The organism is Arthrobacter alpinus, assembly GCF_900105965.1.
Taxonomy (GTDB): Bacteria; Actinomycetota; Actinomycetes; order Actinomycetales; family Micrococcaceae; genus Specibacter; species Specibacter alpinus.
This window is the reverse complement of record NZ_FNTV01000001.1, coordinates 1,418,007-1,436,258: the sequence shown is the minus strand read 5'-3', so window position 1 is coordinate 1,436,258 and position 18,252 is coordinate 1,418,007. Positions and strand designations below refer to the sequence as shown.

Annotated in this window: 19 protein-coding genes; 3 read left to right on the top strand and 16 right to left on the bottom strand. The window is 62.2% G+C overall.

The genetic code is table 11. From position 1 onward, the window contains the following. Nucleotides 1-259: 259 nt before the first annotated feature. Complete coding sequence (locus tag BLV41_RS06745; protein WP_074711108.1) at nucleotides 260-694, bottom strand: helix-turn-helix transcriptional regulator; 435 nt, start codon at nucleotides 692-694, stop codon at nucleotides 260-262. 60 nt (nucleotides 695-754) lie between these two features. Between BLV41_RS06745 and BLV41_RS21635 the strand changes: the two genes are divergently transcribed. Continuing rightward, a complete protein-coding gene (locus BLV41_RS21635; protein ID WP_074711107.1) occupies nucleotides 755-1,270 on the top strand; it encodes a DNA/RNA nuclease SfsA in 516 nt (171 codons plus the stop codon). 351 nt (nucleotides 1,271-1,621) lie between these two features. Next, the gene (locus tag BLV41_RS21630; protein ID WP_211481611.1) at nucleotides 1,622-2,404 is read left to right on the top strand and encodes an MBL fold metallo-hydrolase; all 783 of its coding nucleotides are present in this window, start codon (nucleotides 1,622-1,624) and stop codon (nucleotides 2,402-2,404) included. Between the two features lie 403 nt (nucleotides 2,405-2,807). Here the strand turns inward: BLV41_RS21630 and BLV41_RS06730 are convergent, their stop codons facing one another. From BLV41_RS06730 to BLV41_RS06695, 8 genes are all read right to left on the bottom strand, one after another. Beyond that, nucleotides 2,808-4,688, bottom strand: a complete 1,881-nt coding sequence (locus BLV41_RS06730; RefSeq protein WP_074711105.1) for an outer membrane protein assembly factor BamB family protein — start codon at nucleotides 4,686-4,688, stop codon at nucleotides 2,808-2,810. A 5-nt stretch (nucleotides 4,689-4,693) separates the two neighbouring features. Continuing rightward, nucleotides 4,694-5,104: a hypothetical protein gene (locus BLV41_RS22450; protein ID WP_074711104.1), complete on the bottom strand. Its 411-nt coding sequence runs from the start codon at nucleotides 5,102-5,104 to the stop codon at nucleotides 4,694-4,696. A 331-nt stretch (nucleotides 5,105-5,435) separates the two neighbouring features. Continuing rightward, entirely contained in the window at nucleotides 5,436-5,696 is a 261-nt protein-coding gene (locus tag BLV41_RS06720; RefSeq protein ID WP_074711103.1) for a hypothetical protein, read from the bottom strand. After that, a complete protein-coding gene (locus tag BLV41_RS06715) occupies nucleotides 5,693-6,238 on the bottom strand; it encodes a GNAT family N-acetyltransferase (protein WP_074711102.1) in 546 nt (181 codons plus the stop codon). The genes BLV41_RS06720 and BLV41_RS06715 overlap by 4 nt, the downstream gene beginning before the upstream one ends. Before the next feature lie 196 nt (nucleotides 6,239-6,434). After that, complete coding sequence (locus BLV41_RS06710) at nucleotides 6,435-7,622, bottom strand: zinc-binding dehydrogenase (protein ID WP_083360628.1); 1,188 nt, start codon at nucleotides 7,620-7,622, stop codon at nucleotides 6,435-6,437. After that, nucleotides 7,619-9,346: a phosphonate ABC transporter, permease protein PhnE gene (gene phnE, locus BLV41_RS06705; protein ID WP_139244237.1), complete on the bottom strand. Its 1,728-nt coding sequence runs from the start codon at nucleotides 9,344-9,346 to the stop codon at nucleotides 7,619-7,621. The genes BLV41_RS06710 and phnE overlap by 4 nt, the downstream gene beginning before the upstream one ends. Next, nucleotides 9,343-10,269, bottom strand: coding sequence for a phosphonate ABC transporter ATP-binding protein (phnC, locus tag BLV41_RS06700; RefSeq protein ID WP_083360627.1), 927 nt, complete (start codon nucleotides 10,267-10,269; stop codon nucleotides 9,343-9,345). The genes phnE and phnC overlap by 4 nt, the downstream gene beginning before the upstream one ends. Before the next feature lie 39 nt (nucleotides 10,270-10,308). Next, nucleotides 10,309-11,241 (bottom strand): phosphate/phosphite/phosphonate ABC transporter substrate-binding protein, encoded by a 933-nt coding sequence (locus tag BLV41_RS06695; RefSeq protein ID WP_074711101.1) that lies wholly within the window; start codon nucleotides 11,239-11,241, stop codon nucleotides 10,309-10,311. Between the two features lie 388 nt (nucleotides 11,242-11,629). On the opposite strand from BLV41_RS06695, the gene BLV41_RS06690 reads away from it, so the two are divergent. Next, nucleotides 11,630-11,983, top strand: a complete 354-nt coding sequence (locus BLV41_RS06690; protein WP_074713154.1) for a P-loop NTPase family protein — start codon at nucleotides 11,630-11,632, stop codon at nucleotides 11,981-11,983. A 77-nt stretch (nucleotides 11,984-12,060) separates the two neighbouring features. On the opposite strand, the gene BLV41_RS06685 is transcribed toward BLV41_RS06690, so the two are convergent. The 7 genes from BLV41_RS06685 to BLV41_RS06655 all read right to left on the bottom strand — a co-directional run bounded on the left by BLV41_RS06685 (nucleotide 12,061) and on the right by BLV41_RS06655 (nucleotide 18,251). Further along, a complete protein-coding gene (locus tag BLV41_RS06685) occupies nucleotides 12,061-12,708 on the bottom strand; it encodes a dihydrofolate reductase family protein (RefSeq protein ID WP_074711100.1) in 648 nt (215 codons plus the stop codon). Nucleotides 12,709-12,799: 91 nt separating this feature from the next. Then, nucleotides 12,800-14,347, bottom strand: a complete 1,548-nt coding sequence (locus BLV41_RS06680; protein WP_074711099.1) for an amino acid permease — start codon at nucleotides 14,345-14,347, stop codon at nucleotides 12,800-12,802. A gap of 118 nt (nucleotides 14,348-14,465) precedes the next feature. Continuing rightward, on the bottom strand, nucleotides 14,466-14,840 hold the full coding sequence (locus tag BLV41_RS06675; protein WP_074711098.1) for a PASTA domain-containing protein: 375 nt from the start codon (nucleotides 14,838-14,840) through the stop codon (nucleotides 14,466-14,468). Nucleotides 14,841-14,918: 78 nt separating this feature from the next. After that, complete coding sequence (locus BLV41_RS06670; RefSeq protein ID WP_074711097.1) at nucleotides 14,919-15,959, bottom strand: HoxN/HupN/NixA family nickel/cobalt transporter; 1,041 nt, start codon at nucleotides 15,957-15,959, stop codon at nucleotides 14,919-14,921. After that, on the bottom strand, nucleotides 15,959-16,927 hold the full coding sequence (locus BLV41_RS06665) for an urease accessory protein UreD (protein ID WP_244516771.1): 969 nt from the start codon (nucleotides 16,925-16,927) through the stop codon (nucleotides 15,959-15,961). The genes BLV41_RS06670 and BLV41_RS06665 overlap by 1 nt, the downstream gene beginning before the upstream one ends. Beyond that, entirely contained in the window at nucleotides 16,924-17,541 is a 618-nt protein-coding gene (gene ureG / locus BLV41_RS06660; protein ID WP_074711096.1) for an urease accessory protein UreG, read from the bottom strand. The genes BLV41_RS06665 and ureG overlap by 4 nt, the downstream gene beginning before the upstream one ends. Nucleotides 17,542-17,564: 23 nt before the next feature. Next, on the bottom strand, nucleotides 17,565-18,251 hold the full coding sequence (locus BLV41_RS06655; protein ID WP_074711095.1) for an urease accessory protein UreF: 687 nt from the start codon (nucleotides 18,249-18,251) through the stop codon (nucleotides 17,565-17,567). Nucleotide 18,252: the final 1 nt, after the last annotated feature.

Genomic DNA, 18,252 nt, shown 5'->3' with positions numbered 1-18,252 from the left:
TATCTCCCATGTTGTCTTCATCTGGGACATGGCCCCATTCGCGAATCCCAATTCGGGGAGTGGGAGCTAGTACCGCCCCTCTTTGAAGCCTCGACTCGCCCTAGTTTGGTGGGCCGGCGCTTCGTTGATGGAGCTGATCAATGATGGAGGCCAGGTGGGTGATGAGCGGTTCGGGGCTGAGGACTTCGACGTCGGTTCCAAAGGCCAGCAGGGACTGGGCATCCAGATCGCGCCAGACTTCAAAGAGTGCAGGTCTGCGTCACCTGGGACTTGGGTGCACGAGAATCCACTGACTCACTCGGGTGGCCTGGTCACGATGGGATGTAGGTAGGGCGGTCATGAGTTTGCGCAGGGCTGAGCGGAGAGACTCGCCAAAGCCCAGAGCAGTGTGGGCCGTATCGTCCAGCAGGACGAACAGTGCCTGGGCTTCTTCGGGAGTCATGCCACTAATATCCGTCCGGAAGTCAGGAAGGATGCTGATTCCGCCGTTACGTCCGCGCTCTGCATAGACCGGCACACCGGCCGATGACAAGGATTCCATGTCGCGATACACGGTGCGTACCGATACTTCTAGCTCTGCAGCCAGCCTCGGTGCAGCCATCGTCCCGTGGGTCTGGCGTAACAGCAGCATGGATAAGAGCCGGTCTGGGCGCACAATCGAATTCTCCAATGAATACTTGACAGCTTGTGTCAAGTATTCATTGATTCACCTAATAGTCCCCCACCGAAAGATCTCATATATCCCGAACTTCCCATGATCGACAACACGATTGCCTTTCCCGAAGAACTGCTTTTCGGCACCATCATTCGTCGGCCCAATCGCTTCATCATCGCTGCCGAGATCAACGGTGAACAGTTCTCCTGTCACTGCCCGACGACCGGCCGCATTGGCAACTTGGTCTTGGATGATTTGCAAGGCTTGCTATCCCTCAGCCGCAACCCTCAACGAAAGACGCCATTTACGGTGGAAGCAATCAGCGTGGATCCGCCGGAACGCGCTGATGATGACCGCTTGTGGATTGGCATCAACCAGAACGCTGCCAACAGGCTTGTTGGGCGCGTGCTCAGTGCCCATTTGCTTCCTGGGATTGTGACGCCAACCCTTGTCGAGCGAGAGAAAAAGCTGGGAGATTCACGACTGGATTTCTTGGTTGATGGGAAAACTTTCATTGAGGTGAAAACACCCCTGCAGAGCCTGCAGATCGACCTTGGGGAACATAGCCGAACCACGAAGACGACGCCCTTCGACTCCACTGACCGGTTTGTTTGACACATTGACGCTCTTGAACGCGGCGTTGAAATCTGGCAAGTCAACTTCCGCCTGGATCCCCCGGGTGTACCCACACCTAGATCCGAGAGACCAAAGATGAACTCATGCCACAGTGGGAAGAAAGGGAGCCCGTGGCCATGCATGGCGCCACCGTTCTGGGGCAAATTACCGGTGAGTCGGGCCCTGGTGGGCAACTCAAACCGTCCACACACTCAACGCTATTCGCGGCTGTGGAATCTGTCGCTATACCGAGCCACCACAGATAGTTTGTCGGGTCGGAGTACCGTTAGAAGCATGTCGTGGGCAGAAGCAGCGTCTGGCATTTTCGTGAAGCCGTTTGGCTCAGATGAGATGAACGTGATCGCGATTGTCGGGCCGACGGGAGTGACGGTTGTCGACACCGGCGGCTCTCCTGCGGAAGCGCACGAGATCGTCACCGAGTTGAAGAAGCGTTTCGGTATGCCGATCATTGGTGCCATCAATACCCACGCCCACTACGATCACTGCTTCGGCAACGCCGTGTTTGAGGCAAACGGCGTTCCAGTCATGGGACATCACCGTATTCCCGCACACTTTGGCGCATTCGAGGGTCCCCGACTGGATGCCTGGCGCGCCGACCCCACGCTTGAACCCGACAAGGATTGGGCAGGTGTTGTATTGGCCCAGCCTTCCGTCCTTATTCATCAACCGATGGAGTTCACTGCAGGTGGGCGTGTAATCACCTGTCTGCCGATCGCCCAGGGCCATACCGATACGGATCTGGCCATTCACGTACCCGATGCGAGGGTTTGGATGCTCGGCGATGTGATCGAAGAAGCGGGTCCGCCGATGTTCGGCTCAGGAAGTTGGCCCCTGGACTGGGCCACGTCATTGGAGGAGCTTTTGCTCAAGGTGTGTCCGACAGACGTAATCGTTCCGGGCCATGGTCAGGTAGTTGACCGTGAGTTCGCGATTCGACAGGCGAGGGCTCTGGCCGCCGTGGCACAGGCAATCCGTGGCGCCTGGACGGCAGGGGTTGGCATCGAAGATGCTTTGGACGCGGTTCAGCTTCCTTGGCCAAAGTGGATGCTGCGCTCTGCCATCGAGCAGGGTTTTTCCCAGCTAGCAGCCGAGCACCCCACGGTGGAAGGGTAATCTCACCCGTCTGCCAAGGTCCGCCGTCCATTGCGAGGTTTCCCGTCTACTGGGAGCGAGAGTCCTCGGCTTCTCTTGTTTGGGTCCAAAAGACTGCGGTGCCATGTGTGGGAGCGACCTTGAAATGCAGCGACTTTGGATCCTTCGGGAAGCGACCCCGGGCCGACGGCGCAGTCCCCGCCCACCAAGCGCGGCGCCCAACCCAGGTTGTCGGCACCCAGGTCCGGCTGGCCGGCGTCGCCCGTGAACCCGGTGGAGGAATCTAGGCGGCACCCTGGGGAATCTCCCCCTCAGCGATGGCCGCTCCGGCACGACCTGCGAGTAGAAGCGTGCCCTCGGCTGTGAGCGCAAGGCGGGTGGTTGTTGACTTCTTCACATCTTTCCTTCGGCTCTGGATTGGCGGCTAGTTGGCCGAGTAGGTGACGGTCTTGGTGCTCGTCACGGGCCGGCCACCAACCTGCACGGTGGAGGTGAGCGTGACCTCGCCGGCGGGGATGTCCTGGGCGCGGACCGTGAAGGGGTGGTAGGCGTTGGCGCCGGGCAGGATGTCGGTGAAGCGCTTGTGGCCATACGGGGTGACGATGGTGATGGTGGCCGGCACGGACTCGGTGTTCGTTGCGGTCACCTGCAGCTTAGTGTTGCGCCCGATTGACCGCGTGGCTACCTGGACAGCCGACTGGGGGAAGGACGGAACCTCGAGCCGGACCAGGTTGCGGCCGCGCAGGGAGTAGATGTTGCCAGCTTCATCATTAGTCAGGTGCGAGCCGCTGTACCAGCCGCCGGCGGTGTCGGCCAGCACAGTCCCCACGGCGAAGGTGAATGGGTCGAAGTGAAATAGGCTGGTGTCGGAGACGCCGTAGACAACGCCGTTGTTGGTGACCATGGCGCCAAAGCCGTAGGACAGGGCCTTGATGCTGGCCTGGTGGATGGTTTGCCGGGTGCGAACATCGATGACAGTGATGGTGCCCTTGCGGGATAGGGCGTACAGGTTGTGGCCCTGAACGGCCAGGGCCGCCGTGCCGGCGTCCTGCGGAGCAATGCGCCACAGCTCGGTTCCTGTGACTGGGTTGAACGCAACGATGGTGCCGCCGTCGGGAATCTGGGGCCCTCCGCCGCCCAGGTACGCCACACCGTCCTGGGCTACCACGGCCCGCAGCAGCTGGGTATTGTCGATCGGGTTGATGAAGTGCTTTGAGGCGCCGGTCGCTGGATCATGGGACCAGAGCGAACCGCCAGCCTCCGTGTCCGATTGTGCGCCGACTAGGACAAGTCCGTTGGTGGCGTCCCAGGTTACGTCGAGGGGTCTGTTTTGTGCTTTGGGGAAGGCTGCTGCCTGGGTGATCGGCAAGCCGTCCTCGGGGTTGTATTTCCAGATGCCTTGGCCGCTGTACATCCCCGCATACAAGGTGTTGCCGACCATGATGGCGTCCTTGGCCTCGCCAGGTGCGCGCAGGTAGGCGACCGGTCCCCCGGTCACGGAGTGGCGGGCAATGGAGCCGTTGCCGCCCACGTAGATGTAGCCGCCCCCGGCAGCCATGCCCATTGCGGTTTGCGCCTGGACTGGCGCGCCGGCGGCGGCAAGGTCGGTGACCGAACACTGGCCGGCGATGGGGTCAATGGTCGCTATGAAACCGTAGGCCGAGGTGACAACAACCTTTCCGGACAAGGCGTCCACGCCCCAAATCTCGCCCAGTTCCGGGCCGTCGAAGGAAACCGGGGAGACGGCATTGCTGGTCAGGTTGTACTGGAGCAGGCCAATCTCATTGGCGAAGTAGACTACGTCACCGATGCGGGCGAAGGCTTTGGCGGTGATGCCGACGGAGGTGGCAACGCGGTAGGTGGACACGTTGGCCAGCTCCAGGACTGCCATCTTGGATTGTTCGGTGGAGGCTGCCGTTCCAACGATGAGCTGGTCTCCGAAGACGGCCAGTTCACGGATGCTGGGATCTGTTTCCAGTTCCGGCGGTGTCACCCGGGTGAACTGACCTGTGGCCCGATTGTAGGCAAAAAGGCAGGCGCGGCTTGCGCTGCCGCCGCCATTGAGGGTGCTGCCGGCGCCAAAGAAGACGGTGTCATTGGTGGCAGCCACTGCCCTGGCCAGCGTTGCTCCGGGTTCCGGGATGCCTCGGCTGACAAACTTGCCCGCTGCCGAATCGAATTCCCACAGGGCCGGGGCAGTGGCTGAACCCCCGCCCACGGCAAATACGGTGCCATCCGGGGCAACGCTGATGTCGCGTACATCGCGGTCCGCAATGGTGCCGAACCCTGTGGCGGGCTTACCCAAATCCCTCAGGTCCCAGCTATACACATTGGCCTGGGGCCGGAACTCTTCTGCAGCATGCCTGCATAGAGCGTGTTGCCCTCGGCATCAACTGTGAGCGTTTGAACGGAATGGCCCGTGGCCAGTTCTGTTTGGGCCACCACAAGGCCGGTTGCAACATCCAGGGCGATAATGCGTGCCGGTTCCACGTTGCGTGAACCAATGTAGAGCGTGTTGCCGACCAATTGGCCACTCATCAGGGAGAACTGGACAATGGCCGGACCAAGGTCCACCACGGTGGTCCCGTCCTCGGCGGGGCTGGACCCCGTAAGTGCTTGGGCCGGCGCGGACCCTGCGGTTCCCGCGGCCAGCAATGCTGCCAATCCGGCAGTGCCGCCTGCCCTGATGACTGTGCGGCGTGAATAAAATGAATTCTGCATTGAATTTCCTTTGCTTGGAGGCCTTGGCTGCCCGACGCCATTCGTGCGCTGGATCAATTCAGCGCTCCTGATGTTGCGGCTCCCCGACCAGCAATGTTCGGATTGAATGCCCCATCGAAGGGGAAAGCGTTCTCCAGCAGTATGGCCCAAGTCACCCTCTGGCTGTCCAGTAAAAATGCTCAAATGAACATTAAATGAACACATGACCGTTCTTTTGGGCAAGCTAAACAATCGGGACGGCTCGCGTTGGGTGGCGGTTCACACGGGGAAGAGGGGGCCGCAGGGGAGCCACGTTCAAAGGGGGTGCACCCTCGTCTGACAGGGAACGGAGCTAGCGAATCCGCCGGTCGCCGCGGTCCACGAGGCCGCCGGCAATTCGCGCAGCTGCGGTTGGCAGTGCAGCAATGGCGGCCAGGATGTGCTGATCCCCCACGCGTGTTTCCTCATAAAACACGGGGTCCCGGACAAACAGGATGAACGTTGAAATGAAAAGGCCCCTGACCTTCAGCACGATTGACAGGACTGCCAGAAGTGACCAGAGGATCGCTCCTGCCCCCTGGCGTCGGATTGCCGAAGGGCCCGGGCCGGTCACGGCAGTTTCAGTTCCACAAGGACCCGGCTGCGATTGCGGTTGAGCTCTGTGAATCCGGCGGCGGCGAAAGTGCTCAGAATGCCCGTGAACAGGTCCGCGTTGCTCTTGTCGGCCACGGTGGTGTCCGAGGGGCGGGCCCGGATCATGCTGGCACCGTGGCCGCGGGCGTGGTCCAAGGCTCCGTGCAGGAGGGCCGTGGCCACGCCCGTTCCCCTGTGGCCAACGCGGACCACAAAGCAGGTCACAGCCCAGACGCCGTCGTCGGGTTCATGCCCGCGGGGCTTGAACCTGGGGAATCGGGAACTGGGGCTCACCTGAATCCAGCCCACCGGATCGCCGTCCTGATAGGCGATTAGGCCCGGGGCGGGTCTGGCGGAGTCCACCTGCTCGCGGAGGGATTGCATGTTGGCTTCCCCTCCGCGGTTCCATTCTGGATCGATGAAGTATTGGCAGGCACACCAGGACGGATTGCCACGGGTTCCAAACACGGTGGCCACGTCGTCCCACCGCTCGGGCGTGGCCGGGCGGACGATGATGGTCATGCTGAAACCCGGGCCATGAGCTGGGCAGCTTCGGCCACTGCGGGCTTGATCATGTCCCCATTACACGGCCGAGGCATCACCACGTCAAGGAACCGAATGATGTCAACACGCAATAGTTGCCCCCAAACTCGAGCTTGGGGGCAACCATTACGTGTTCGCGAAGGTGCCCGGCTGCACGGCTCAGGAGTCCTGGGTCCTAAGGGATGATGCCCACCCGGACGTGTCCGCCCGTTGCCGCCTCCGCGATGGCCGCGTCGAGCTCGGACAACGGAAAGGTGGTGCTCACCAGCATGGCAAAGGGGTACGCGTTATGGCGTTCCTCCAGGTAGGCCACGGCGTCGGCCAGGTGGCGCGGCGTGTAGTTGTGGACACCGCGGATCGTCTTGAGCCCGCGGACCATGGCCTCCGGGTCCATCGGAACGCGCCCCACGGGGTGGACGCTGCCCACCAGCACGGCTACTCCCCCAATGTCCAAGCAGGCGATGGCCTGCGCCACGGCCGGGGCCGAACCGGAGGCCTCGATGGCTACGTCCAGACCGTCGTCCAGACTCAGCGATGTCAGCACAGCAGGCAATGCGGTCGGTGAGCCGGCAGGAAGCAGGGGGTCCACCGCCGCCACGGCACCAAAACGCAGGGCCGTGGCACGGCGCTGGGGGTCCGGGTCAGAAACGATGACGCGGGCGCCTCTGTCGGCGGCAATGGCCGTAACTGTTAGCCCCACCAGTCCGGCGCCCGTGACCAGCACGTTGGCACCTTTCAGTTCCGTGACGGCAGCCGCTGCCTCGACCGCAGCCATCGCGGTGGCGGAGGCACAGGACAGCGGTGCGGCAATTTCCCGCGGCATGGATTCGGCCACGGGGACGATCGCCGTCCCTGCCCGAAGGTGCGCATGGCTGGCGAAACCGCCGCTGAGTTCCCATCCATGCCGGACCTGCTCGTGCCCATACTTGGCCAGTGTGCGACACTTCTGCGGCAGACTCCTGAGGCAGCGGTCACATTCGGCACACGAGACCATAATGGACCAGATAACCCTCTCGCCCACACGCAGCGGTGTGCCGTCGGTCCGGACGGCACCGTCGCCCAGGGCCACCACCCGGCCAACTTGCTCATGGCCCAGGACCAGCGGCACGGGCGCCGAGCGGCGGCCGGAAACAGTGTGGAGGTCTGATCCGCACACCGTGGCGAATTCGATCTCCACGAGGGCGTCGCCTGGGGCCAGGCAAACCTCCGGCACGGCCATGAGCTCGTGCGGGACGCCAACCTTCATCCACGCCATGGCCGTGGGCGGCGGTGAGAGAGTGATCCGTGCGCTGGGCCGCGGCGGCGCCGAGGCCGACACGGCTTCTTTGCCCGGGGAATCCTGAATAATAGGGGTAACACTCATTTGAATACCTTTCGCATCCACATGGCCAGGCCTTCAACCACAAGGACCGTCACCAAGATCATCAATACAATTGCCGTGACCACGCCATACTTGGAGCCCTGCCCGGCGTTGAGCAGGTAGTAGCCGATGCCGCCGCCGCCTACGATGCCCAGGATGGTTGCGGCACGAATGTTGGTGTCGAGCATGTAGAACGTGTGGCCGATCAGGGACCGCACGCCCTGCGGGAACGTCGCCCCGAAGAACACCTGAAGGCGGGTGGCACCAGTGGCCGAAAGCGCACGCTCGGGACCGGGGTTCACCTCTTCGAAGGAGTCGGCGATGAGTTTGCCGAGCAGCCCGACGCCGCAGATGGCCAGCGCCAGTGTGCCCGCCTGCCCGCCCAGGCCAGTGATGACAATCAGCACGATGGCCAGGATGATCTCGGGAATGCCTCGGATGACGACCAAGAACAGGCGTGAGGAACCGCGGACCAGCCCGTTGGGGGCCACGTTCCGGGCGGCGAGGGAACCGATGACTACCGATGCAACGAGCGTCAGCAGCGTTGCCGCCAGCGCAATGGCCACTGTCTGCCACATGGCTTCCAGCATGGTGGTGTAGTCGTAATTGCCAAAGCTCGGCGGCCAGAACTGCATGGCCACGGCGGGGATCTTGCCCCACACTGTGAGGAAGTCGCGCCACTGGATCTCGCTGATGAAGACGCTGCCAACCACCACCAGAACCGCGGCGGCCCCCCAAACTGCAGTGCGTCGTCGTGCATGGTTCCATGGACGGTGCATGGCCGCCTGGGGCGTTGCAAAGCGGACGACGTCGGCCATGGTGGCCTGGGCGGTCTTCTTGCCAAAGCGGCGGACCAGCCGGTCGCCAATGCCGCGGCCGGTGGGTGTGTGGCCCAGCATGGCGGAGCGCACGGCGCTGGAGATGATTTCCATCAGCACGCAGAGGGCGAAGATGACGATGGCGTAGCCCGTGCCCAGGGAATAGTCCATGGCCTTGAAGGCGTAGGACATTTCGCGGCCAAGGCCGACGATGCCCACGTAGCCAAGAATGACGGAGCCGCGCAGGTTGATGTCGTTGCGGTGGAGCACGGTGGCCACCCAGGAGGGCAGGACCTGCGGGAGGATGCCGGAGACGAACTCCTGGGTCTTGGTGCCGCCGGTGGCGCGGATGGCCAGGCGGGGGCCCTCATCCACCTGCTCGATGGCGTCGGCGAACATCTTGGAGATCATGCCGATGGAGTGGATGCCGATGGCCATGATGCCGGGCACGGCCCCCAGCGAAAACATGAGGACGAAGACCATGGCCAGGACAACATCGGGGATGGCGCGGGTGAGTACGCCGATGAATCGACCAACCATGCGCCAGGCCGGGCCGGGGGTGGTGTTGGAGGCGGAGATGATCGCCACCGGCACCGAGATGAAGGCGGCCAGGAGCGTGCCGCACAGCACCAAGCCCACCGTGAGGGCGGTCAGCTGGAGCAGTTCGCCCAGTGGCGCAAAGGTGACGCCGCCAACGCGGGCAAAGAAGCGTTCGGCGTTTTCACTGCTCTCGAGCATTGCAGTGGGGGAGATGCCAATGCCCTGCAAAGCCTGGATGGCCAACAGGAACAAGACGACGAGCGTGATGGTGGCGCTGATGCGCTCGGGGGAAGCCTTGCGTTTGGGGGCTCGGGACTCGATGCTTTTTTGGGGGGCACGCGTGCCCGGAGTCAGTGCTGCGGTGCTCACGGCGCCTCGGTCCCCGTCCCGGCAGCTGCCTTCTCCTGGGCTGCGGCGAGGTCGCGGGCAATGCGCTCGCGGTGGCCGGGGGTGTCCAGTTCCTCGGCGATGGCTGCAAACTCGCTGGTGATGGTGGCAACCTCAACCTGGCCGTAGATGCCCATGGCTTCTTCACGCGTCATGTCCTCGGTGACGGTGTTCAGCACAACCTTGCCGTGGCGCAGGCCAACGATGCGGTCGGCCCAAGACAAGGCCAGGTCCACCTGGTGGAGGCTGCACACCACGGTGAGGCCCTTGTCGCGGGCTATATCGCGGATGAGGTTCATGACCTGGTCGCTTGACTCGGGGTCAAGTGAGGCCACGGGTTCGTCGGCGAGAAGAATTTCCGGTTCCTGCATGAGGGCACGGGCAATGGCGACGCGCTGTTGCTGGCCGCCGGAAAGGATGTCGGCACGCTGGTATGCCATCTGAAGCAGGCCCACGGTTTCCAGGTGCTCCAGGGCACGGAGTCGGCGAACCTTGCCGTAGCCAAAGAGCCCCAGGCGGGGTCCGCGGACCACCGCGAGCGAGCCGGTCAGAACATTTTCCAGCACCGTCAGGGAGGGCACCAGTTCGAACTGCTGGAAGATGAAGCCGACCCGGCTTCGCAGCCGGCGAAGTGAGGCACCGTTCAGGGCGGCCAGGTCCTCCCCCAGCACCTGGACGGCGCCGGAAGTTGGAACTTCCAGGCCGTTCAGGTGCCGCAGGAGGGTTGACTTGCCGGAGCCCGAGCGGCCCAGCAACACCACGAGTTCCCCGCGGCCTGCCTCGAAGCTGACGCCGTCGAGTGCCGGGTTGTCCCCGAAGCGCTTGACGATGTTGGCTACTTTTACTGTGCTGTCGCGTTCAATGCCGACAGTGGCTGGTGTTGGCATGCTTTGGGTGTGTCCCATGGTGTTGCTCCTTATGTCCAGAAATCGCGGTGTTGGCTATTACTGGCACTGCTTGGCGTTGGTGGTCTTGCAGATGTCGCGGATGGTGTCGTAGTAGCCATCCGTGACGGGCTTGGTCTCGTGGAAGACGCTGCGAAATGCCTCGGAGTCGGCGTTCTTGATGCCGGCCGCGATGATCGCATCGATCGTGACTTCCTTGAGGGTTTCTGTCAGCTTGGTCTGCAGGTCCGCGGGGAGCTCGGCAGACATGACGACCGGCGCGCCGGGAACCTTTGTCTCACCGATGACCTGGACCTTGTCGCTCTTGACCACTTCGCTGTCTTCGGCGAAGCCTGCCTCACACTCGACGCCTTCGGCGGTCTTCTGGACGCTGACATCGTGCTTGCCTGCGAACACCGGGGTGATGTCCTTCGCGGGGTCAACGCCTGCCTTGAGCAGGTTGTAGCTCGGGAACAGGTAGCCGGAGGTGGAGGACGGGTCAACGAAGCAGATCTTCTTGCCCTTCATGTCCGCGTAGCTCTTGATGCTGCTGCCCTTGGGGGCGATGGCCTGGGAGAAGTAGCCGGGCTCTTCGCCCGCCTTGGTCACGATGGAGGAGATGGGGGTCAGCTTGGCGCCATGGTTCTTCGCGGTCACGTAGGTGAAGCCGGAGAAGGAGGCGACGTCGATCTTGCCGGCGTTGGCGGCCTCGATCAGTGCGGCGTAGTCGGTGGACTCGTGGTACTGGACCTTCTTGCCGGTCTGCTTGGAGATGTAGTCCATCAAGGGTGTGTAGTTTGTCTCGGTGTCTACCGAGTCGGGGACAACACCAAAGACGAGGGTGTTTGCGTCAACGGCAAACTTCCCACTCGATGCTCCTGCGTTGACATCGGAGTTGGCGTTGTCGGTGGGAGTGGAGCACCCGGCCAGGGTTCCGGTGAGGAGCGCCATGCTCAGCAGTGCTGTGGAGACAGAGCGGCGTGAGAGTTTCATGAGGTGATGGAGCCTTTCAAGGTCTGCAAGGTCTATACGCCGGAGGGGTCTTCCCTGGACCGGCCTCAAGAAGGCTATGGTTCGCTTGCTAACGCTTGACCAACTCAAGTGCACCTGCTGGTGAACATTCGTTGGCGTGTTGTTCATGTATAGACAAGCTGAACGGGGGTGGTTTGGTGGCTCTTTGGGGATGTTGGCTCAGTGCTCCGGGAGGCTGGATGTCCAGTTGTCCATACAGCTGCGGTTCCCCAACTACGGGGCCTACTCGGCCAACAAGGGTGCTGTGGAGGCCATGGCCTCCACAACGAAAGGACTCTGCCCTTCGATGTCGTTCGCCCGCTCGTTAAAGTTCCGCATACCCTCATTGTGCGGCCGATATCCTAGGGAAATGGAGACTGACTGGATTGAACATCGCAGGGCCGAGGACAAAGAGCTGGTGGGGTGGATAAAGCCCACCGGCCAGGGGTTTGTTGCCATGGATCTTTTGGGTCGCCGCAGGACTGATGTGGTGGACTGGATGATTGCCGAAGAGGCGCTCGACGAGCTCGGACTGAGCTACCTGGCCGACCCCCACGAGTTGCGGCTCGACGGCGGCGACTGGCTGAGGGTGCGCATTGCCGAGGTTTCATCGGGCCTAATCCGCGTGAAGAAGGACGATTGGGGCGACATGACCGCCCCTCAGATCTACTACACGCTGGATTTCCCGGTCCCCGAAGACCGGCTTCGAACCTTGGTCCGCTAGGCTTTTTCCCAGTTTGGCTGTCCCCGGACGGCAGGTATTGGCCTGCATGGTGACAGTGCTGTCTCAGCGCACCTTGCTCAGGACATCCTGCGGAAAGTTACATGGACTATGCCGCTTTCCGCAACCTCGGTACCCACGGCGTAGCCGGATTCGAGTTCGCGGAGCCCGTCCCAGAGTTGGATGCCCCGGCCCAGCAGGATCGGGGTGATGGCGACATGGAGTTGGTCAATGAGTCCTGCCTTGAGGAAGTCGCGAACCACGGTTGCCCCGCCACCGATCCTTACATCTGCACCCCCGGCCGCGTCCTGTGCCCGTTTGAGCACGTCGACAGGTGTGGCGGAGAGAAACTCAAACGTTGTGCCGCCCGCCATCACGATCGGCGGACGCTCAACATGGGTGAGCACAAAGACCGGCACCCGGAATGGCGGCTCCTCGCCCCACCACCCCTTCCAGTCGGGGTCGTCTGGGAAATTGTGGAGGCCGAACATCCCGGCCCCCATGATCTCGGCCCCGACCTTGGCGAAGTAGGCCTGTGCGTAGCGGTCGTCGACGCCGGTTGTCCCCTCGCCGCTCTGATCGTGCAACACCCGCTCGCGGAACGTCTTGGTCGCGGTGTAGTCGCCGACGAGTCGTCCCCAGTCGAGGCCGAACGGATGCTCGGATGTTTGGTCAGTAGTTGTGGCGTACCCGTCAAGGGAGATGTTCAGGTCGGCGCGGACAGTCATCGATGCTCCTTCAAGCGTGGTTCCCGTATCCAATTACTGTAGTTGGCGGGAGCGCGCAGTCAAGGAATCGGACGGCACCGAACGTGGGCCGCTAGTGGGTCCCGTCCGAGTCCTCCACGTCGCTTGGCCCTGTCAGGTCCATCTCCAGCAGCGGCACCGACTTGGACTTGGTGACGAAACGGTGAACCATCCACAGTCCGAGGAACATCGGGACCCCGATGTAGGAGGAGAGGACTTCTGTACCCCGGCCGGCCAGGACAGCCTCATAGTTCTGCCCGGCGATGACCAGGATGAGCACGGCGAAGGCCAGCAGCGGCCCAACGGGGAAGAACGATGCCTTGTACGGCAGCTCGCTGACCTTGTTGCCCTGGGCCAGGAATGCCCGCCGGAAGCGGTAATGCGATATTGCGATGCCAGCCCAGACAATGAATCCACACAGGCCTGAGACGTTGAGCAGCCACGAGTAGGCCGTGCCCTGGCCGACAATGGCGCTCAGGAATCCAAAGAGTCCGACGGCGGCCGTCGCCAGCAACGCAGCAATGGGGACGCCACGGGAGTTCGTGCGGCCGAAGACCTTGGGGGCCATGCCGTCATGCGCCATGGCGTAGAGCATGCGGGTCGAGGCGTAGAGGCCGGAGTTTCCTGCCGAAAGAATGGCGGTAAGAATGACGGCGTTCATCAGGCCCGCCGCGAAGGCAATGCCTGCCCGTTCAAAGACCAGGGTGAAGGGCGAGGCAGCAATGTCGGCCTCGCCGGATGCCAGCAGGCTCGGGTCATTGAAGGAAACGAGGCAGCCGATGACGAAGATGGCGCCGATGTAGAAGATCATGATGCGCCAGAAAACTGAGCGGATGGCGCGCGGCACCTCTCGTCGGGGGTTCTTTGCCTCACCCGCAGCAACGCCAACCAGCTCGGTGCCCTGGAAGGAGAAACCGGCAATCATGAAAACGGAGATGATGGAAACCCAGCCGCCGTGGAAAACGTCCTCCCGGTTTTGCCAGTTGCTGAGCCCCGGGGAGTTGTCTCCCAGAATGCCGAAGATCATCAGCACGCCAGCCACCAGGAACAGGATAACGGCCACCACCTTGATCGACGACAACCAAAATTCGCTCTCCCCGAATGCCCTGGCGGACAGCGCGTTGATTGCGGTGAGCAGGGCCAGGAAGCCGCCGGCCCAGACCCATCCGGGAACATCGGGGAACCAGAAGTCCATGATGATGCCCGCGGCGACCAGCTCGGCAGCCACCGTGATGGCCCAGTTGAACCAGTAGTTCCAGCCAATGGCAAAACCGAACGACGGCGACACGAAGCGGGTTGCGTAGGTCTGGAAGGAACCGGCCACGGGAATCTTGGCCGACATCTCCCCCAGCGACTGCATCAGCAGGAAAACCATCAGACCCACCAGGGCGTAGGCAGCCAAAGCCCCGCCGGGACCAGCCTGCGAGATGGTGCCGCCGGAGGCGACGAACAGCCCGGTGCCAATGGCACCGCCAATCGCAATCATCTGGAGGTGGCGGCTGCTCAGCCCGCGCTTGAGTTCGTTCTTCGGTGATCCCGGGCGGTCCCCACCCTCGATTGAATCGATGGGACTCCCCTGCGATGACGGTTGGTTTTTAGTTTCTGCAGTTAGATTGCTCATGGGAGTTTTTGGGCCCGTCCATTGGATGATGATTACTGTTGACGCCCTGGAGGCATTGCGAAGCGACCCTGGCGGGTGGAAGGCGGAACTGGCCACTTCCTGCGTTCGCCAATGAATCTTACTTGGCAGCCTTTGTCTGTTCGGCGTACTCAGCCTGGGTGATTTCCAGTTGTACGTTCACGTATGACACATCGGTAATTGTGCCGGCCGCGGGATCCGTTGATGCCACTTTTACATCGTTCCAGGGGCTTCCCGTAGTCCACGTGGATCCAGTTTCATCTACGAGCTGGGCGTAGAAATCGTCCTTGACCAGAGTTTCGTAGGCTTCCTTGTAGCTCAGCCCGACAACATCGGGAACGGGACGCTTCGATGCAGTGGATGTAGCTGAAGCACTGGGTGCGGCGTCCGGGATTGTGGTTGGCACGTTGGTGCTGCATGCAGCGAGTCCGGCAACCACCATTGCAAGGACGGAAAACTGAATAAATTTCTTCATGGGCCTATCTAGATGATCAAGATGCGGGGCAGCCAATAGCTGCCACCAAGGTTCTTTGCAACCATCAATTCTAGTGCTTTAAAGGGAGCGTGCATTTCGCCGCCATCCCCAGGCTGCAACTGCCCAGAACAGCAGGAACAGTCCCACCAGGACGAGACCGGCGTGGCCAAGGTCCACGTTGGACAGCCAGGTAGTGAAGGGGTCGGTGAGACCAAAAGCGTCATGCAAGATCGTGGTCAACGTCAGAAGCGAGATGAAGAGCGCAGAGGTTGCCGACAAACCCGTAACCACCATGTTGAACCCAATGCGCCGTGCCGGGTTTATCACCGCCGAACGGTACATCTTCATCATGGCCATGCCATTGGCCGTATCGCACAGGGTCATGGCTGCCGTGAACGCCAAGGGCAAAGCCAGGAGTGCAAGCGGGGATATGCCCGCCAATGCCGCCGAGGCTGTCAGCAACAGGAAAGCAATGGTGGAAGCGGTGTCGAAGCCAAGACCGAACAGGAACCCCAAGACGTAGATGTCGCGGGGGCGCTTGACCTTCGAAAGCGGCTTGTCCATGAGGCGGGCCACCAGGCCGGTCGGAGCGAGCTCAGCGTCGTCAACGGTCCCACCCGCACGGACGCGGCGGTAGAGGACGTTGGCCTTCAGGAATGCTGAACCGTTGAACAGGCCGATGGCCAGCAGGAACAGCGCAGAAACGCTTGCGCCGAACAAGGCCAGTGCCATGTTCGCGGCAGAATTTTCATCCAACACGGAACTCATGATGCTGGCACCACTGACTACGAGGATGCCAGCGAGCATGACCACGGAGCTATGGCCCATACTGAACGCGAACCCGACACTCACCGGCCCTCGTCCCTGCGCCGCAAACTTCCTGCTCGAATTATCTATGGCGGCAATGTGATCCCAGTCGTAGCTGTGCTTAACACCAGCCAAATACGCCGTGATCACCAGGCCAATTGCCAGTGGGTTGACATCGCGCAGCAGAGAAAATACGAGCAGTCCAACAACCATGATGTGCAGCAGTGCCACGGCCAGAAAGGTGACCCCCATCCTTCGGGCGACCGGGAGCTTTTCACGGTCCAGATATCCAAGGCGGGCAGTGGCAGTCATCAGTATTTCCTTAAGTTCAGAGGACCTTGGCCGTACCACCGCCCGCGGAGCAGGTCCACGGCGGCAGCAAGCATTTCATTCAAAGCCTCGGACGAGTGGGACAGGGCCCGCACGGCAAGCCCAGGACCGTCCAACAGCGTGATTCCGAGCTGGCCGTCTGGGTCCAACGGTGCCATCAGGGCGTGCAGTTCATCCGCGAGGCCCGGCTCCACACGAGCATCCACCACCAGCAGCGAACCTAGATGCGTGTATTCACGCATGAAGCAGCTGCTGTCCACGGGCGACCCCTTGCCGGGCCGGATCAGCAGGTTGTCCAGGACCATGAGGCGCCCGCTGGTGGAGATCTCGTTGCGCATGCGGATTTCGTCGAAACGGAACAGCTCGCCGTCCGGCGACCAGCCAGGTGTCACCACCTCGGCCATGACCAGCGACGCAGTCGGATCCAGCTCCACCTGCGTCACCTGCCCGTACGTCGCCTCGCGGTAAGCGATCAACGGATCGGGCAGCAGTTCCAGCCGTGCACCGGCACCCAGAGTGATGCGCATGTGCTGCTCCGCCCGGTTTCCCGGTGTCCGGTACACCTTGGTGGCCGACTGCGTGGTCAGCAGCAGGTCGGCTCCGTCGGCCAACGAGACCTCGATCAGGTATTTGTCGCCGCCCAGGAACGCGCCGCCTGGATTGATCATGACGTAGCAAACCTGCCCCGAATCATCCAGGTAGTGTGGGCGCAGAATCCGGAGCGCGCCATCGTGGAACTGCTTGACAGCGATGTTGCGTCCCTCGCGCCGGTCAATGGACAACGAGAGAGTGCCGGCCCACTTCAGCGGTGCCCCCAGGCGCCCCACGGAGGCGGATCCGGGTTTCCCGGAGGCTGCGCCAGGGAGGCCGAGGCCGCCCGCGGCCGATTGGCCCGAAGGCAGCGGAGTGAAGGCCGGTCCGCCTTCACTTATAGACGCGGTTTGGGTCACCGCGCTTCCAGGTCGAGCATCAGCACGTCCCGCCGGAGCCAGCTCAGCACGTGTTCCAGGCCGTCGTCGGTCTTCAGGTTGGTGAAGCAGTACGGCTTGGGGCCGCGGAATTCCAGGGTGTCGGCCTCCATGACGGACAGGTCCGCACCCACGTAGGGGGCCAGGTCCGTCTTGTTGATGATGAAGAGATCCGACTTGATCATGCCCTGCCCGGCCTTGCGCGGGATCTTCTCCCCCTGTGCCACGTCAATGATGTAGATGGAGAAATCCACCAGCTCCGGGCTGAACGTGGCCGAGAGGTTATCTCCGCCCGACTCAATAAAGATGACCTGAAGGTCCGGGTGCCGAGCCTCGAGCTCGGCCACCGCGGCCGAATTCATCGAGGTGTCCTCACGGATCGCGGTGTGCGGACACCCTCCGGTCTCGATGCCAATGATGCGGTCCAGCGGCAGCACGCCGTTGGCGGCCAGAATCTTCGCATCCTCGATGGTGTAAATGTCGTTCGTGATGGCAGCGCTGGACACTTCCCCGTCCAGGGCGCGGGTCAGGCGTTCCACCAGTTGGGTCTTGCCGGCACCGACGGGGCCACCAATGCCAATTTTGATCGGCTTCATGTGAATCTCCTTCAATTCGTAAGTTAAGACATGAACATGCGTGCGCGTTGGCGCTCATGTTGCATCTGGGCAATTTCCAGCCCCGGTGCCGTGATGCCAAAGTCTTCGCGCCCCAGCTCCTGGACAAGCACGACGGCGTCACCGACCTCCCGGTGCGCGGCGGCCAGGACGCGCTGGCCGGCACTCTGGCCGATCGGTATCCCGCGGATCGCGTTCTGCGTCAGCGAGGTGACAGTGGAAAACAAGTACGTGGTGAGCAGTTCCCCAAATGGCACGCCCAGGTTCTTGCCCGCTATGGCGAACGCCAGTGCCGGGTGGCCCGAGCATTCCCCCGCCTTCACGGCAGCTGCATAGCCCGATAGTTCCTCGCAGGGGAAAACGGAGCCCGCAATGTCCAGCATGCGCGCACCCATCTTGACCCCGGCCTCGCGGATTTCCCGGGGCAGGGCGGCAGCGTGCAACTCCCTATCCACCTGGAAAAGTTCAGTTTGGGTATGCGCTTCATAGGCGAAGCGGATGGCGAGCCCGTCCGAGTGGACCAGCTGGATGCGGATGAACTGGGTAAGCCAGTTTGCAAACGTGGCCTCGTCATGGACGATTCCCTCGTGCAAGTGGCTTTCCAGTCCCAGCGAGTGGCTGAAGGCCCCGGTGGGCAGGGCCGAGTCGCTCAGCTGCAGCAGAGGCAGCAGGTAGCTGGGTGCGGCCCCCATG

Bases quoted from the DNA above. Each gene is read 5' to 3' on its own strand.
- BLV41_RS21635 (WP_074711107.1), top strand. From the start codon at position 755: ATGATCGACAACACGATTGCCTTTCCCGAAGAACTGCTTTTCGGCACC.
- BLV41_RS21630 (WP_211481611.1), top strand. From the start codon at position 1,622: ATGAACGTGATCGCGATTGTCGGGCCGACGGGAGTGACGGTTGTCGAC.
- BLV41_RS22450 (WP_074711104.1), bottom strand. From the start codon at position 5,104: ATGCAGAATTCATTTTATTCACGCCGCACAGTCATCAGGGCAGGCGGC.
- BLV41_RS06715 (WP_074711102.1), bottom strand. From the start codon at position 6,238: ATGACCATCATCGTCCGCCCGGCCACGCCCGAGCGGTGGGACGACGTG.
- BLV41_RS06710 (WP_083360628.1), bottom strand. From the start codon at position 7,622: ATGAGTGTTACCCCTATTATTCAGGATTCCCCGGGCAAAGAAGCCGTG.
- phnC (WP_083360627.1), bottom strand. From the start codon at position 10,269: ATGGGACACACCCAAAGCATGCCAACACCAGCCACTGTCGGCATTGAA.
- BLV41_RS06695 (WP_074711101.1), bottom strand. From the start codon at position 11,241: ATGAAACTCTCACGCCGCTCTGTCTCCACAGCACTGCTGAGCATGGCG.
- BLV41_RS06690 (WP_074713154.1), top strand. From the start codon at position 11,630: ATGGAGACTGACTGGATTGAACATCGCAGGGCCGAGGACAAAGAGCTG.
- BLV41_RS06685 (WP_074711100.1), bottom strand. From the start codon at position 12,708: ATGACTGTCCGCGCCGACCTGAACATCTCCCTTGACGGGTACGCCACA.
- BLV41_RS06680 (WP_074711099.1), bottom strand. From the start codon at position 14,347: ATGAGCAATCTAACTGCAGAAACTAAAAACCAACCGTCATCGCAGGGG.
- BLV41_RS06675 (WP_074711098.1), bottom strand. From the start codon at position 14,840: ATGAAGAAATTTATTCAGTTTTCCGTCCTTGCAATGGTGGTTGCCGGA.
- BLV41_RS06670 (WP_074711097.1), bottom strand. From the start codon at position 15,959: ATGACTGCCACTGCCCGCCTTGGATATCTGGACCGTGAAAAGCTCCCG.
- ureG (WP_074711096.1), bottom strand. From the start codon at position 17,541: ATGAAGCCGATCAAAATTGGCATTGGTGGCCCCGTCGGTGCCGGCAAG.
- BLV41_RS06655 (WP_074711095.1), bottom strand. From the start codon at position 18,251: ATGGGGGCCGCACCCAGCTACCTGCTGCCTCTGCTGCAGCTGAGCGAC.